This window comes from Kitasatospora sp. HPM-01-4, from assembly GCF_051374625.1.
Taxonomy (GTDB): domain Bacteria; phylum Actinomycetota; class Actinomycetes; order Streptomycetales; family Streptomycetaceae; genus Kitasatospora.
Genome location: NZ_JBPQGP010000005.1, coordinates 5,796,567 through 5,812,608 on the forward strand (window position 1 = coordinate 5,796,567; position 16,042 = coordinate 5,812,608).

10 protein-coding genes are annotated in these 16,042 nt (G+C 69.9%); 9 read left to right on the top strand and 1 reads right to left on the bottom strand.

The window, feature by feature from the left end; translation table 11 throughout:
* Nucleotides 1–327: 327 nt before the first annotated feature.
* Nucleotides 328–4,281, bottom strand: coding sequence for a type VII secretion protein EccCa (eccCa, locus tag ACSMTC_RS25185; RefSeq protein ID WP_436561986.1), 3,954 nt, complete (start codon nucleotides 4,279–4,281; stop codon nucleotides 328–330).
* A 451-nt stretch (nucleotides 4,282–4,732) separates the two neighbouring features.
* Here eccCa and eccD point away from each other — a divergent pair, with 451 nt between their 5' ends.
* From eccD to ACSMTC_RS25230, 9 genes are all read left to right on the top strand, one after another.
* Nucleotides 4,733–6,193: a type VII secretion integral membrane protein EccD gene (gene eccD, locus ACSMTC_RS25190; RefSeq protein ID WP_436561987.1), complete on the top strand. Its 1,461-nt coding sequence runs from the start codon at nucleotides 4,733–4,735 to the stop codon at nucleotides 6,191–6,193.
* Between the two features lie 144 nt (nucleotides 6,194–6,337).
* Nucleotides 6,338–6,628: a 30S ribosomal protein S15 gene (rpsO, locus tag ACSMTC_RS25195; protein ID WP_030462697.1), complete on the top strand. Its 291-nt coding sequence runs from the start codon at nucleotides 6,338–6,340 to the stop codon at nucleotides 6,626–6,628.
* 477 nt (nucleotides 6,629–7,105) lie between these two features.
* Nucleotides 7,106–9,319 carry a polyribonucleotide nucleotidyltransferase gene (locus tag ACSMTC_RS25200; RefSeq protein WP_436561988.1) on the top strand — a complete coding sequence of 738 codons (2,214 nt, stop codon included), beginning with the start codon at nucleotides 7,106–7,108 and terminating at the stop codon, nucleotides 9,317–9,319.
* A gap of 75 nt (nucleotides 9,320–9,394) precedes the next feature.
* Nucleotides 9,395–10,762, top strand: a complete 1,368-nt coding sequence (locus ACSMTC_RS25205) for a M16 family metallopeptidase (protein ID WP_436561989.1) — start codon at nucleotides 9,395–9,397, stop codon at nucleotides 10,760–10,762.
* 13 nt (nucleotides 10,763–10,775) lie between these two features.
* Nucleotides 10,776–11,522 carry a 4-hydroxy-tetrahydrodipicolinate reductase gene (gene dapB, locus ACSMTC_RS25210; protein WP_436561990.1) on the top strand — a complete coding sequence of 249 codons (747 nt, stop codon included), beginning with the start codon at nucleotides 10,776–10,778 and terminating at the stop codon, nucleotides 11,520–11,522.
* Nucleotides 11,523–11,529: 7 nt separating this feature from the next.
* Nucleotides 11,530–11,988, top strand: a complete 459-nt coding sequence (locus tag ACSMTC_RS25215; RefSeq protein ID WP_436561991.1) for a tetratricopeptide repeat protein — start codon at nucleotides 11,530–11,532, stop codon at nucleotides 11,986–11,988.
* 52 nt (nucleotides 11,989–12,040) lie between these two features.
* Nucleotides 12,041–12,775: an FAD-dependent thymidylate synthase gene (gene thyX, locus ACSMTC_RS25220; protein ID WP_436561992.1), complete on the top strand. Its 735-nt coding sequence runs from the start codon at nucleotides 12,041–12,043 to the stop codon at nucleotides 12,773–12,775.
* 272 nt (nucleotides 12,776–13,047) lie between these two features.
* Nucleotides 13,048–13,947, top strand: a complete 900-nt coding sequence (gene dapA, locus ACSMTC_RS25225; protein ID WP_436561993.1) for a 4-hydroxy-tetrahydrodipicolinate synthase — start codon at nucleotides 13,048–13,050, stop codon at nucleotides 13,945–13,947.
* A 174-nt stretch (nucleotides 13,948–14,121) separates the two neighbouring features.
* Nucleotides 14,122–15,807, top strand: coding sequence for a ribonuclease J (locus ACSMTC_RS25230; RefSeq protein WP_436561994.1), 1,686 nt, complete (start codon nucleotides 14,122–14,124; stop codon nucleotides 15,805–15,807).
* Nucleotides 15,808–16,042: the final 235 nt, after the last annotated feature.

The following is a 16,042-nucleotide window of genomic DNA, read 5'->3' on the forward strand; positions in this document are numbered from 1 at the left end:
ATCCGCAGGTCAAAGCGGACTGAACAGGAGATCCGATGGTTGCTCAGGGTGATCACCGAGCATGTCCTATTTGTTACCTTCGCCACTCTGTATGTGAATCGAAGGTAAACAAAGATTGCTGTCCATGAATCCAAGGTCGTCTATCGGGCGGACCTGTACTGGCCCAGGCGCCCCTCCCGGGCCCACTGCCCCGCCCGAGGGCAACGAGAACCGCAGCAAAGTCATGCGAGAAACTCGATAACGTTTCGGCACCCGATACGGCAGAGGCCGGATCCGTAACCGGATCCGGCCTCTGCGTGTCACTCGGTGTTACGGCACCGCCCGGTGCTACGGGGTGGGCAGCCAGCCGACCTGGACCGTCTGGCCCGCGGTCATCCGGCGGGTCACGTACACGCCGCGGCCCGGCGGCAGCTGCTGCGGCTTGGCCGTGCCGAGCAGCGCGCCCTCGTTCTTGTCACCGGAGAGCAGCAGACCCTGGCCGCCCAGCTCGCGCATCCGCTGCATGACCGGCTCGAAGAGCGAGCGGCCGGCACCACCGGCACTGCGCGCGATGATGATGCGCAGACCGATGTCGCGGGCGAACGGCAGGAACTCGGCCAGCGGCGCCATCGGGTTGCCCGACTGGGTGGCGACCAGCTCGTAGTCGTCGACGATCACGAACATGTCCTTGCCGCTGTACCAGCTGCGGTTGCGCAGCTGCTCCGGCGTGACGTCCGGTCCGGGCAGACGGCGGGCGCAGGCGCCGCGGAGCATGTCCACGATCGCGGTCATGGCGGGCGCGGCCGCCGCGTACTCGACCAGGTACTCCGGCGGCACCACGCCCAGCAGCGAGCGGCGGAAGTCGCCGATCACGATGCCGGCCTGGTCCGGGGTGTAGCGCTCGGTGATCTGCTTGATCAGCATGCGCAGCACCGCGGACTTGCCGGACTCGCTCTCACCGAAGACCACGAACAGCGGGTCGGTCTCGAAGTTGAGGAAGACCGGCGCGAGTTCGGTCTCGTCCACACCGATGGCGACACCCAGTTCGGGGTGCTCGAAGCCCTTGGGCAGCGAGTTCCCGTCCAGGACGGAGGGCAGCATGCGCACCTGCGGGGCGCGCGGCCCGGTCCAGGCGGAGGAGACCGCCTCGACCAGGCCCGCCAGGCCGTCGCCGAGGTCGTCGATGGTGGACTTGCCGTCCAGGCGCGGCAGACCGGTGAGGAAGTGCAGCTTCTCCGGGGAGAGGCCGCGGCCGGGTGCGTTCGCCGGGACGTTCACCGCGACCTTGCGGTCGATCTCGGACTCCATCGGGTCACCGAGCTTCAGCTCGGTGCGGTTCTGCAGCAGGTCCTTGAGCGCGGGGCGGACCTCGGCGTACCGGGCGGCGGTCACGATGACGTGGACGCCGTAACCGAGACCGCGCTGGGCGATGTCGGAGATGACCGGCTCCAGCGCCTCGAACTCCTGCTTGAAGGTCAGCCAGCCGTCGATGATCAGGAAGACGTCGCCGTGCAGCTCGTTCGGCAGCTGGCCGCTCGCCCGCCGGCTCCGGAAAGTGCCGACGGTGTCGATCCCCGCGGTGCGGAACAGGTCCTCGCGGTGGTTCAGGACACCGTGCACCTCGCTGACCATGCGGCGCACCTTGTCGACGTCCAGACGCCCGGCGACGCCACCGACGTGTGGCAGGCCCTCCAGACCCTGGAAACCGCCACCGCCGAAGTCCAGCAGGTAGAACTGGGCCTCCATCGGGGTGTGGGTGACGGAGAAGCCCGCCACCAGGGTCCGCACCATGGTCGACTTGCCCGAGCGCGGACCACCGACGATCAGACCGTGACCGGCCGCACCCGAGTAGTCCTGCTCCATCACGTCGCGGCGCTGGTCGCGCGGCTTGTCGACGATGCCGACCGGCACCTTCAGGGTGCCCACCTTGCCGAAGTCCGAAGTGGTGAGCCCGCGTTCGGGGGTGACCTGGAGCGGCAGCACCAGCCCGTCGATGCTGGGGGCGTCCTCCAGCGGCGGCAGCCACACCTGGTGGGCGGGCGGACCCTGGCCGATCATCCGCTGGACGAAGACGTCCAGCATGGTGTCGAGCAGGGAGTCGTCGATCTCCTCGGTCTCCTCGTAGACCTCCTCGACCACCGGCTCGATGATCGGCACCTCGGCGGCGGTGAACAGCACCGGCTGGGCGGTGATCACCTGGCCGCTGCTGGTGCGCTGCTGGCCCGGCGGACGGTAGGGGCCCGAGACGTACGCGGCGCGGAAGCGCTCCATCACGTCGGAGCCGAACTTCAGGTAGCCGACACCGGGGATGGGCGGCAGGTGGTAGGCGTCCGGCACACCGATCGCGGCCCGCGACTCGGCGGCCGAGAAGGTGCGCAGACCCAGGCGGTAGGAGAGGAAGGTGTCCAGGCCGCGGAGCTTGCCCTCCTCGAGTCGCTGCGAGGCGAGCAGCATGTGCATACCCAGCGAGCGGCCGATACGGCCGATCTGGATGAACAGGTCGATGAAGTCCGGCTTGGCGGTGAGGAGTTCGGAGAACTCATCGATGATCATCAGCAGCGAGGGCAGCGGGTCCAGGGCCGCACCGGCGGCACGGGCCCGCTCGTACTCGTTGATGTTGGCGTAGTTGCCCGCCGCGCGCAGCAGCTCCTGGCGGCGGTTCATCTCGCCCTCGATCGCGTCGCGCATGCGGTCGATCAGGGTGGCTTCGCCCTCGAGGTTGGTGATCACTGCCGCGGTGTGCGGCATCTCCGCCATACCGGCGAAGGTGGCACCACCCTTGAAGTCGGCGAGGACCAGGTTGAGGACCTCCGAGGAGTGGGTCACCGCGAGCGCCAGCACGATGGTGCGGAGCACCTCGGACTTACCGGAACCGGTGGCGCCGACGCACATGCCGTGCGGGCCCATGCCCTGCAGCGACGCTTCCTTGATGTCCAGCCAGACGTACTCGCCGTTGGTGCCGACACCCAGCGGGACCTTGAGCTTCTCGGCCATCGGGCGCGGACGCCAGTGCCGGGCCGGGTCGAAGGAGCCCGGGTCACCGGTGCTCATCATCTCGGTGAAGTCCATGCTGACCAGCGACGGGTCGCCGTCGTCCCCGCCGGCCGAGACCCGGAACGGCGCCAGCTGGCGGGCCAGCGCCTCGGACTGCCAGGAGGACAGGGTGTCCGGCTTGCCGGAGTAGGTGGCCCCGGAGGCGGACTCCAGCAGCAGCTCGTCCTTGGTCAGCGAGATGACCAAGTGCCCGTTGGGCTCGTCCAGTTCACCCGGGACGACCTCGATCACGGTGACGCCCTGCACGCCCTCGGCGCCGGCCAGGACCGAGTCGTGCGGCACCGCGGCGCCGTCCATGACGACCACGATGTGCGGCTGGTCGGGCGACGGAACCGTCTCACGGGAGAAGCCCTTGCGACCCGCCAGCTCGTTCTCCAGCAGGTACTCCAGCTCGCCCAGCCCGGTCGCGATCAGCCGGCGCGAGCCCGCGCCGTCGCTGTCCTTGCGGTGCTGGGTGTGCGGCAGCCACTTCGCCCACTCCCACTCGTCCACCGCGCCCGGCGCGGCGGCGACCGCGATCATCAGGTCGTCGGGCGAGTGCAGGGTGGTCAACTGGGCGATCATCGCCCGGACGTTGCCGTACACGGTGTCCGGGTCGCCGCAGACGGTGATGTGGTAGAAGGCGCGCAGCGAGACCGCCAGCGGCAGCTCCTGCAGAGTGCCGTGCGCGGTGAGGAAGTTCTTCATCGCCGCGGCGGCCAGCGGCTCCAGCTCGTCCAGCGGCGCGGTCTGCGGAGCCACCAACGGCGTGGACAGCTGCTGCGGGCCGCGGCCGAGCCTGATCTGCGCGAAGTCCGCGTCGCCGGGCCTGCGCTCCCACAGCCGGCGGCCCTCCGCCACGATCGACCACAGCTGGTCGGGCTCGGGGTGCAGGAACAGCTGGGCGCCGCGCTGGCGCTCGGCGGTACGACGCACCTGGCGGCGCATCTGCTGCAGGTACTTCAGGTAGTCGCGGCGCTCGTCCGCGGTGCCCGCGTTGCCGCCCTTGCGCGCCTTGACGATCTGGGCCACCGCCATACCCGCGGTGGAGGCGATCATCAGGACGCCCATCATCTTCATCGGGCCCTGGGCACCGGGAGAGAAGAGGAAGGCCGCCGACCCGCCCATACCGAGCAGCGGCAGCAGGGACATCAGCCAGTCCTCGCCGCCCGCCCTGGGTAGCTCCGGCGGAGGCACCAGCTCCACCGGTTCGTCCGGCACCGCGGGCGGATACGCCCGCGCCGGACGCTTGACGGTAACCACACTCATGCGACCTCCTCGCTTCGCGCGTCGGCCGCTTCGCGCAACTCGCACCGCCCAACGGGGCGCTCGTTTCGCTCGCTCACTGGCATCAGCCCTCACGCACTGGATACGTACGGGTGAGGGCGCCCCGTATTGCGATGACGCCGCCCCCGCTCCGCCGACCGCAAGCGTCACCGGGGTCGCGCGTATCCGCCCCCGTACGCCTTGCGCAGGGGCCGATCCTACTGGTCTGCTCGGGCTGTGGGGCTACAGGGGCAAGCCATCCTCGGCTGTGAGGAAAAGGGGTGACCGGACGTCACGCTTCTTTCACAGCTCCGGCAGGCAGGGCCGGTGAGCCTGGACGCCCCGCTGGCGGTAGGGTAACGCCGCGCCAAGTCTCATCCGGGCCGCGCGAGTTCCGGTCCCGGCGGATCGGGGCGAGTCGACGAACGGCCAGTCAACAAGGGGGAGAGCGCCGGTGAGCGCTAATGCAACGACCGGATTCTGCCGGGTCACCGTGGTGGCGCCGGACAGCCGGATCGACGTCGCACTGCCGGAGGACGTCCCGCTCGCGGACATCTACCCCGAAGTGCTGAGGCTCTCCGGCCAGACCCAGGCGGACGGCGCACCGACCGGGTTCCACCTGGTCCGCCGCGACGGCACGGTCCTGGACAGCGGCCTGCCGCTGGCCGCCCAGCAGGTCCGCGACGGCGACCTGCTGAGCCTGCGCCCGTTCGCCGAGTCGCTGCCGCCGGCCGTCTACGACGACGTGGCCGACGCCATCGCCAGCGCCGTCGAGGCCGACCGCCGCTTCTGGAGCCCCGAGCTGATGCGGGCCTTCGGCCTGATCGGCTCGACCGTGCTGCTGGTGCTGCTCGGCTTCGCGCTCTGGTTCTCCGACCTGCGCCACGACATGCACAGCCTGCCGGGCATCCTCTCCGGCGTGACCGCGGTCGTCCTGGTCGCCTTCGCCGGGATCCGCGCCCGGGTCTACGACGACCACGACGCCGGGCTCGCGCTCGGCCTCGGCGCGCTCCCGCACACGCTGATCGCGGGCAGCGGCATCATCGCGGTCGCCCACGCCGGTGACGGTCCGGGCCGGCTCCAGTTCCTGGTCGGCTGCGTCGCGGTCCTGGTGGTCTCGGTGCTGCTGGTCGGCCTGCTGCCGGAGAAGGACTCGGTCTTCGTCGCCTCCGCCTTCCTGGCCGCCGCGGGCACCCTGGCGACCTTCGCGGGCGTGCTGCTCTCCGGTACCCCGGCCACCCACATCGCCGCCGTCACCGGTGTCGCCGCCATCGCCGCGATCGGCGTGCTGCCCGCGCTGTCCGCCCGCTTCGCCCGGCTGCCCGTCGGTTTCAGCGCCCCCGGCCAGGCCCGCACCCGGGGCCGCAACTTCAGCGAGGACGCCGACCGCGCCGAGACCGTCCAGTACGAGAAGATCGCCCACCAGGCCCGCCGCGGCCACGAGGTGCTGGTCGGCCTGGTCGGCGGCTGCGCCGCGGTGACCGTCGGCTCCTGCGCCGTGCTCGGCTTCAGCGACACCATGTACGGCGAGCTGCTGGCGCTGGCGCTCGGCGTCACCACCATGATGCGGGCCCGGCTGTTCCGCTACACCGCGCAGGTCTTCGCCCTCACCATCGCCGGCCTGGCCGGTCTGGGCCTGCTGATCCTGGGCCTGTCGCTGCACACCCCCGAGTTCATCGTGCGGGCCGCCGGCTCCACCACCCAGACCGATCTGCGCACCATCTGGCTGGGCGCCTCGGTCGCCTTCGGCGCCGCCGTGCTCACGGCCATCGCGCTGGTCGTCCCGCGCCTGGGCGTCTCCCCCTTCTGGGGCCGGGTGCTGGACATGGTGGACGGCCTGATGCTGGTCTCGCTGGTCCCGCTGGCCCTCGCCGTGCTGGACATCTACGGCCTGGTCCGCGGCGCCACCAGCTGACCCGTAGGCCGGGGTGACAGAGCGCCCGCCGTCGCCCCGCTGCAGGGGCGGCCGGCGGGCGCTGGTACGCTTGGCCAGTCCGAGTTCTGTCAGATCCTGTGCTTTCTACCAGGGTCACTCGGCCAAACCCTTGAAGGAGATGCCGTGGCACTCGCCGCCGACGTCAAGAAGCAGATCATCGCCGAGTTCGGCCAGAAGGAGGGCGACACCGGTTCCCCCGAGGTCCAGGTGGCCATGCTCTCCCGTCGCATCTCGGACCTGACCGAGCACCTGAAGTTCCACAAGCACGACCACCACTCCCGCCGTGGTCTGCTGATCCTGGTCGGCCAGCGTCGCCGCCTGCTGCAGTACCTGGCCAAGAAGGACATCGAGCGTTTCCGTACGCTCGTCGACCGTCTGGGCATCCGCCGCGGTGCCGCCGGCGGCGCCCGCTAAGTCCGCCGTGCAGGGGCGGCTCCCCCTCCCGGGGAGCCGCCCCTCGCTGCATCCCCGCGCGGCGCCGCCGCTCTTCGCAGCGGTGGCGGACACCGGGGGAAATCCCTGCGACGAGTCCTTTCCACACGCGTGGTAAAGGCGGGCTCTGTAGGGTGTGAATTTGTAAGGTGAAGGGCATGCCCGGTCATGGTGTCGTGAAGACGCCGCGCGAACCGAGGCAGCGCGACATCACCGAGCGGGCCGCTGGCTTCAAACGGAAGCCGCCCGCGTCCCAGGGAGCGTCCACACGCGACCGCCGACCAGCAGGCCGAGAGGCGCCGGTCCTCGGTAGTGGCCGCCGGGGAGAGCCAGGCCGTCCAGGCGACGGCGCCGGCGACCCGGAGGCTTCGATCGAAGACCGGCCCAGATGCCCGGGCCACCGGTAGGCAAAGCGCAGGGGCGCTCCTCGGGAGACGTACGAAAGAGGAGATCTTCCAGGTGGAAGAGAACGTGTTCTACGCCGAGGCCGTCATCGACAACGGCAGCTTCGGCACCCGTACCATCCGCTTCGAGACCGGCCGTCTGGCCCGTCAGGCCGCCGGCTCCGCCGTCGCCTACCTGGACGACGACACCATGGTGCTCTCGGCCACCAGCGCGTCCAAGCAGCCGAAGGAGCACTTCGACTTCTTCCCGCTGACCGTGGACGTCGAGGAGCGGATGTACGCCGCGGGCCGGATCCCCGGCTCGTTCTTCCGTCGTGAGGGCCGGCCCTCCGAGGACGCGATCCTGACCTGCCGCCTGATCGACCGCCCGCTGCGCCCGTCCTTCGTCAAGGGCCTGCGCAACGAGGTCCAGGTCGTCTGCACCGTCATGGCGCTGAACCCGGACCACCTGTACGACGTGGTGGCCATCAACGCCGCCTCCGCCTCCACCCAGCTGGCCGGTCTGCCGTTCTCCGGCCCGATCGGTGGCGTCCGGGTCGCCCTGATCAAGGGCCAGTGGGTCGCCTTCCCGACCCACAGCGAGCTGGAGCAGGCCGTCTTCGACATGGTCGTGGCCGGCCGCGTCCTGCCGGACGGCGACGTCGCGATCATGATGGTCGAGGCCGAGGCCACCGACAAGACCATCAAGCTGGTCGCCGACGGCGCCGAGGCCCCGACCGAGGAGATCGTCGCCGCCGGTCTGGAGGCCGCCAAGCCGTTCATCAAGGTGCTGTGCGCCGCGCAGTCCCAGCTGGCCGCCCAGGCCGCCAAGCCGACCGGTGAGTTCCCGGTCTTCCTGGACTACCAGGACGACGTGCTCGCCGCGCTGACCGCCGCCGTCAAGGACGAGCTCGCCCAGGCGCTCACCATCGCCGGCAAGCAGGAGCGCAACAACGAGCTGGACCGCATCAAGGCGATCGCCGCCGACAAGCTGCTCCCGGAGTTCGAGGGCCGCGAGAAGGAGATCAGCGCCGCCTACAACGCGCTGACCAAGAAGATCGTCCGCGAGCGCGTCATCAAGGACAAGGTCCGCATCGACGGCCGCGGTGTCACCGACATCCGCACCCTGGCCGCCGAGGTCGAGGCCATCCCGCGCGTCCACGGCTCGGCCCTGTTCGAGCGCGGCGAGACCCAGATCCTGGGTGTCACCACCCTGAACATGCTGCGCATGGAGCAGCAGCTCGACACGCTCTCCCCGGAGACGCGCCGTCGCTACATGCACAACTACAACTTCCCGCCGTACTCGGTCGGTGAGACCGGCCGCGTGGGCTCGCCCAAGCGCCGCGAGATCGGCCACGGCGCCCTGGCCGAGCGCGCGCTCCTCCCGGTGCTGCCGTCCCGCGAGGAGTTCCCGTACGCCATCCGCCAGGTCTCCGAGGCGCTCGGCTCCAACGGCTCCACCTCGATGGGCTCGGTCTGCGCCTCCACCATGTCGCTGCTGAACGCCGGTGTGCCGCTGAAGGCCGCCGTCGCCGGTATCGCCATGGGCCTGATCTCGCAGGAGATCGACGGTGAGACGCACTACGTCACCCTGACCGACATCCTGGGCGCCGAGGACGCGTACGGCGACATGGACTTCAAGGTCGCCGGTACCCGCAACTTCATCACCGCCCTGCAGCTGGACACCAAGCTGAACGGCATCCCGGCGTCGGTGCTCGCCGCCGCGCTGAAGCAGGCCAAGGACGCCCGCCTGCACATCCTCGACGTGATGAACGAGGCGATCGACACTCCGGACGAGATGTCGCCGAACGCCCCGCGCATCATCACCATCAAGATCCCGGTGGACAAGATCGGTGAGGTCATCGGCCCCAAGGGCAAGATGATCAACCAGATCCAGGAGGACACCGGCGCCGAGATCACGATCGAGGACGACGGCACCATCTACATCGGTGCCGCCGACGGCCCGGCCGCCGAGGCCGCCCGCACCACGATCAACCAGATCGCCAACCCGACCATGCCGGAGGTCGGCGAGCGCTACCTGGGCACCGTGGTCAAGACCACGACCTTCGGTGCGTTCGTCTCGCTGATGCCGGGCAAGGACGGTCTGCTGCACATCTCGCAGATCCGCAAGCTGGCCGGCGGCAAGCGCGTGGAGAACGTCGAGGACGTGCTCGCGGTCGGCACCAAGGTGCAGGTCGAGATCGCCGAGATCGACCCGCGCGGCAAGCTCTCGCTGATCCCGGTCGTCGAGGGTGAGGAGGGCGGCGAGGCCGCCACCGCGTCCGAGTGACTGCTCACGGCTAGCTGAACCCCCGCGGCCCGCACGCCAGCTGAGCGTGCGGGCCGCACCCTGTTGTTCCCATTCATGGAGGTACCCGCGTTGGCTCAGGCCTCGGCGGCAACGCAGCGACCCGGCACCACCCGCACCCTGCTCAAGGGCGTCGACGGCGCCGGCACGGTGCGCCGCACCGTCCTTCCCGGCGGCCTGCGGGTCGTCACCGAGACCCTGCCGACGGTCCGCTCGGCGACCTTCGGGATCTGGGTCGGCGTCGGCTCCCGGGACGAGACCCCGGTCCTGGGCGGTGCCACCCACTACCTGGAGCACCTGCTCTTCAAGGGCACCGCGCGGCGCAGTGCGCTGGACATCTCGGCCGCCCTGGACGCGGTCGGCGGCGAGATGAACGCCTTCACCGCCAAGGAGAACACCTGCTACTACGCGCGGGTGCTCGACACCGACCTGCCGCTGGCCATCGACGTGGTCTGCGACATGGTCACCGGCTCGCTGATCCGCGAGGAGGACGTGGAGGCCGAACGCGGCGTCATCCTCGAGGAGATGGCGATGGCCGAGGACGACCCGGGCGACGTGGTGCACGACCTGTTCGCCAAGGTCATCTACGGCTCCTCGCCGCTCGGCCGTCCGATCCTGGGCACCCAGGAGACCGTGACCAACCTCAGCCGGGACCAGATCGCCGGGTTCTACCACCGCCGCTACAAGCCCGAGCAGCTGGTCGTCGCGGCGGCCGGCAACCTCGACCACCGGAAGGTGGTCCGGCTGGTCCAGCGCGCCTTCGCCCCGGTGCTGGCCGGGTCCACCGGCCACCCCGCCGAGCTGCCCCGCGCCGTCAAGGCGCTGCGCACCGCCGGGAAGATCCAGGTGCTCAACCGTCCGACCGAGCAGGCCCACCTGGTCCTCGGCCTGCCCGGCATACCGCGCCACGACGAGCGCCGCTGGGCACTGGGCGTGCTCAACGCCGCCCTCGGCGGCGGGATGAGCTCGCGCCTGTTCCAGGAGGTCCGGGAGAAGCGGGGCCTGGCGTACTCGGTCTACTCGTACTCCACCTCGTACGCGGACAGCGGCCTGTTCGGCATCTACGCCGGCTGCCAGCCCAAGCGGGTCGAGGAGGTGCTGAAGATCTGCCGCGCCGAGCTGGCCAAGGTCGTCGAGGAGGGCATCACCGCCGAGGAGCTGCACCGGGCGATCGGGCAGATCTCCGGCTCCACCGTGCTCGGCATGGAGGACACCGGCTCCCTGATGAACCGGATCGGCAAGGCCGAACTCTGCTACGGGCAGCACCTGTCCGTGGACGAGATGCTGGCGAAGATAGCGGCGGTCACCCTGGATGACGTCCAGGCGGTGGCACGTGATGTGCTGGGTGCGTACCGGCCCTCGCTCGCGCTGATCGGCCCGGTCAACGACAGGCGGGCGGCCGCGCTCGCCGACCTGCTGCACTGAGAGGGTTACCGAAATGACGCTGCGCGTTGCCGTGATCGGCGCCAGGGGACGGATCGGCTCGGAGGCCGTCAAGGCCGTCGAGGCCGCCCCCGACCTGGAACTGGTCGCCGCCCTGGGCCGTGACCACGAGCTCTCCGAACTGAGTGACGCCGGCGTCCAGGTCGCCGTCGAACTGACCCACCCCGACTCGGTGATGGGCAACCTCGACTACTGCCTGCACAACGGCATCCACGTGGTCACCGGCACCACCGGCTGGACCGACGAGCGGCTGGCCACCGTGCGCGGCTGGCTGGCCGAGAGCCCGCGGACCGGTCTGCTGATCGCGCCGAACTTCTCCATCGGCGCCGTCCTCGGTATGCAGTTCGCACAGGTCGCGGCCAAGTACTTCGAGTCGGTCGAGGTGGTCGAGCTGCACCACGACCGCAAGGCCGACGCCCCCTCGGGCACCGCGACCCGTACCGCGCAGCTGATCGCCGCGGCCCGCACCAAGGCCGGCCGGGCGCCGCAGCAGGACCCGACCACCCACGCCCTGGAGGGCGCGCGCGGCGCCGACGTGGACGGGGTGCCGGTGCACGCGGTCCGGCTGCGCGGCCTGCTGGCCCACCAGGAGGTGCTGTTCGGTGACACCGGCGAGACCCTGACGATCCGGCACGACTCGCTGCACCACAGCTGCTTCATGCCGGGCATCCTGCTCGGCGTGCGCAAGGTGGTGGACCACCCGGGCCTCACCTTCGGCCTCGAACACTTCCTGGACCTGTGAGCCGTCGATGACCTCGCGCACCGGTTTCTTCCTGCTCTCCGGCGTCCTGTTCCTGGTCGCCCTGGTCTGCGTCGGCGAGGGCGTCCAGCTGATCGCCACCGGCAAGCCCCTGGGCATCGGCATCGGGATCTGCGCCTTCGTCATCCCGGCGATCGGGGTCTGGTTCCTGCGCCAGACGATCCGCTTCGGCCGGGCCAGCGAGCGGCTCGCCCGCGAGCTGGAGGCCGAGGGCGGGCTGCCGGTGGACGAGCTCGGGCGCACCAAGGGGGGCCGGATCGACCGGGCCTCGGCCGACGCGGTCTTCGCCAGGCGCAAGGCCGAGGCCGAGGCCTCGCCGGGGGACTGGCGGGTCTTCTTCAGGCTCGCCGTCGCCTACGCGGACGCGGGCGACGTACCGCGCGCCCGCAAGGCGATGCAGCACGCCATCAAGCTGCACAGCGCTTCGGCGCCCGTCGCGGCGGGCTAGGCTGTGGGCGTCACAAAAGGCTCGACTCAGTACACCTCAGGAGGATCTTCGCGTGAGCGATGAAGTGGATCTGACCCCGCAGTTCCGCAGCGATGTCAGCGTCGAGCTGGTGCGCAGCGCCGCGGCCGACTCGGACGTGATCTGGGCGGCACGTGTCTCGACCGCGGGTGAGCAGTCCCTGGAGGCGCTCCAGCAGGATCCTGAGAAGTCCAAGGGACTGATCAACTTCCTGATGCGGGACCGCCACGGCACCCCCTTCGAGCACAACTCGATGACCTTCTTCATCAGCGCGCCGATCTTCGTCTTCCGCGAGTTCCACCGGCACCGCAGCGGCTGGTCGTACAACGAGGAGTCCGGCCGCTACCGCGAGCTGCAGCCGGTGTTCTACGTGCCCGGTGAGGACCGCAAGCTGATCCAGCAGGGCCGCCCCGGCAAGTACGAGTTCGTCGCGGGCACCGCGGAGCAGCACAGGATCGCGACCGAGGCGATGGAGTCCTCCTACCGGGCCTCCTACCAGGCGTACCAGGAGATGCTCGACGCCGGTGTCGCCCGCGAGGTGGCCCGTGCGGTGCTGCCGGTCGGCCTGTTCTCCTCGATGTACGCCACCTGCAACGCACGCTCGCTGATGCACTTCCTCTCGCTGCGCACCAAGCGGGAGAACTCGGCGGTCCCGTCCTTCCCGCAGCGCGAGATCGAGATGGTCGCCGAGCAGATGGAGGCGGCGTGGGCGGACCTCATGCCGCTCACCCATGCGGCCTTCGAGAAGCACGGCCGTGTCGCGCCCTGACCTGGGCGGATAGGCATATGGGCGGGCCGGGGGGCATGTCTGGATTGCGGCTTTTCCGGGCGCTCCCTAGGCTCAAAGCCACGGATTCCGGTGCTGCTTGAACCCCCGAGCAAGCAGCACCGGAGTCCCCCGTCAGGGCCCTCTGCCCGCCCCTTCGCCTCCGGTCGGCCGTCCCGCGAACGGCACTCACAGGCCGCCGCGGAACGGCACACCTGTCCGAACCCTGGACCGGCCTGACAGACCCTCGGCCGCCTACGAGTAGTTTTGGACGCATGGCTCCGACCTCCACCTCTAAGACTCCCTTCGGCCGGGTCCTGACCGCGATGGTGACCCCGTTCACCGCAGACGGCGGTCTCGACCTCGACGGCGCGCAGCGCCTGGCCGCGCACCTCGTGGACTCCGGCAACGACGGCCTGGTGCTCAACGGCACCACCGGTGAGTCCCCGACCACCTCCGACAGCGAGAAGGCCGAGCTGGTCCGCGCCGTGGTGGAGGCGGTCGGGGACCGGGCCCACATCATCGCGGGCGTCGGCACCAACGACACGCACCACAGCGTCGAGCTCGCCCGCCAGGCCGAGGCGGCCGGCGCCCACGGCCTGCTGGTCGTCACGCCGTACTACAGCAAGCCCCCGCAGGAGGGCCTCTACCAGCACAGCGTCACCATCGCGGACGCCACCGAGCTGCCGGTGATGCTGTACGACATCCCCGGCCGCTCGGGGGTCGCGCTCAGCACCGAGACGCTGGTCCGGCTCGGCGAGCACCCGCGGATCGTCGCCAACAAGGACGCGAAGGGCGACCTCGGCGCGGCATCCTGGGCGATCGCCCGCAGCGACCTGGCCTGGTACTCCGGCGACGACATCCTCAACCTGCCGCTGCTGTCGGTGGGTGCCGTCGGCGTGGTCAGCGTGGTCGGCCATGTGGTCGCCGCCGAGCTGCGCGCCATGATCGACGCCTATCTGGTCGGCGACGTCGCCAAGGCCACCGGGATCCACCAGAGCCTGCTGCCGGTGTTCTCCGGCATGTTCCGTACCCAGGGCGTCATCCTCAGCAAGGCGGCCCTGAACCTGCAGGGCCGTCCGGCGGGACCGCTGCGCCTGCCGCTGGTCTCCGCCACGCCGGAGGAGATTGCCCAACTGAGGCTGGATCTCGCCGCGGGCGGGGTACACCTGTAGCAGACACAGACGTGCGCGCCCCGGATCGCCGGACCTTGCACGGGTCCGCCGCTGGACCGGACCGAAGGCGCGAGGGCACCAGGACCTGAAATGTAGGAAACCGACGAAGCACGCACGCCATATGTCTTCAGGGGAGGACCCCGGGCATATGGCGTGCGGCGTGAGGAGAGTCTTTTGAGTCACCCGCATCCCGAACTCGGCACGCCGCCGGCCCTGAAGGAGGGCGCCCTCCGGATCACCCCGCTCGGTGGCCTCGGTGAGATCGGCCGCAACATGACGGTCCTCGAGTACGGGGACCGCATTCTGATCATCGACTGCGGCGTCCTCTTCCCCGAGGACGAGCAGCCCGGTGTCGACCTGATCCTCCCGGACTTCAGTTACATCCGGGACCGGCTGGACAAGGTCGACGGCATCGTCCTCACCCACGGGCACGAGGACCACATCGGCGCCGTTCCCTACCTGCTCCGGGAGAACCCGGACATCCCGCTGATCGGTTCGAAGCTGACCCTGGCCCTGATCGAGGCCAAGCTCGCCGAGCACCGGATCCGCCCGTACGTGCTGGAGGTCGAGGAAGGCAACCGCGAGCGGATCGGCCCCTTCGACTGCGAGTTCATCGCCGTCAACCACTCCATCCCGGACGCCCTCGCCGTGGCCGTCCGGACGCCGGCCGGCATGGTGGTCGCCACCGGCGACTTCAAGATGGACCAGCTGCCGCTCGACGGCCGCCTGACCGACCTGCCGACCTTCGCCAAGCTGGCCGAGGAGGGCATGGACCTGCTGCTGGTGGACTCCACCAACGCCGAGGTCCCCGGCTTCATCCCGCACGAGCGGGACATCTCGGCCGCCCTGCGCAACGTCTTCGCCAACGCCGACCGCCGCATCATCGTCGCCTCCTTCGCCAGCCATGTGCACCGCATCCAGCAGGTGCTGGACGCGGCCCACGAGTACAAGCGCAAGGTCGCCTTCGTGGGACGTTCGATGGTCCGCAACATGGGCATCGCGCGGGACCTGGGCTACCTGAAGGTCCCGGGCAACCTGGTCGTCGACGTGAAGACCCTGGACGACCTCCCGGACAAGGAGGTGGTGCTCATCTGCACCGGGTCCCAGGGCGAGCCGATGGCGGCCCTGTCCCGGATGGCCAACCGCGAGCACCAGATCCGCATCACCCAGGGCGACACCGTCGTCCTCGCCTCCTCGCTCATCCCGGGCAACGAGAACGCGGTGTACCGGGTCATCAACGGCCTGACCCGATGGGGCGCCAAGGTCGTGCACAAGGGCAACGCCAAGGTGCACGTCTCCGGCCACGCCTCGGCCGGTGAGCTGCTCTACTTCTTCAACATCTGCCGGCCGCGCAACCTGATGCCGGTCCACGGCGAGTGGCGCCACCTGCGGGCGGCGGCCGACCTGGGCATCGCGACCGGCGTGCCGCGCGAGCGCACGGTCATCGCCGAGGACGGTGTCTGCGTCGACCTGGAGAACGGCGTCGCCCGCATCGTCGGCAAGGTCCAGGCCGGTTACGTCTACGTCGACGGTTCGTCGGTCGGTGACATCACCGAGGCCTCGCTCAAGGACCGCCGCATCCTCGGCGAGGAAGGCTTCATCTCGGCCTTCGTGGTGGTCGACTCCACCAACGGCAAGATCGTGAGCGGCCCGACCATCCAGGCCCGCGGCTCCGGCATCGATGACAGCGCGTTCATCCCCGTCGTGGCCAAGCTGGAGGAGGCGCTGACGAAGTCGGCGAACGACGGCGTGCTGGAGATCCGCCAGGTCCAGCAGCTGGTCCGGCGCACCATCGGCAAGTGGGTGGCGGACAACTACCGCCGCCGGCCGATGATCATGCCGGTCGTGGTCGAGGTCTGAGTTCCCCTCCCGCGGTTCTCAGCGGGTCGGCTGGCTCGGTTTGACGTGGGGCAGCCCGGTGCGTAATGTTCTCCGGGTTGCCCCACGGGCCGCCGAGAGTTCTCGAACGAAATTCGGGAGCGAGAAGCGGACCGAAGAACTCTGATAGAGTTCGGGAGCGCCGAAAGGCAAAAGCGAAATCCGATGAAATTCGGTCCGGAAAACGGAGCGGAAAACATCTGATAAGCTGGAAACA

Coding starts and splice junctions, on each gene's coding strand:
- dapB (WP_436561990.1), top strand. CDS start 10,776: ATGACGCTGCGCGTTGCCGTGATCGGCGCCAGGGGACGGATCGGCTCG.
- ACSMTC_RS25205 (WP_436561989.1), top strand. CDS start 9,395: ATGGAGGTACCCGCGTTGGCTCAGGCCTCGGCGGCAACGCAGCGACCC.
- eccCa (WP_436561986.1), bottom strand. CDS start 4,281: ATGAGTGTGGTTACCGTCAAGCGTCCGGCGCGGGCGTATCCGCCCGCG.
- dapA (WP_436561993.1), top strand. CDS start 13,048: ATGGCTCCGACCTCCACCTCTAAGACTCCCTTCGGCCGGGTCCTGACC.
- ACSMTC_RS25215 (WP_436561991.1), top strand. CDS start 11,530: ATGACCTCGCGCACCGGTTTCTTCCTGCTCTCCGGCGTCCTGTTCCTG.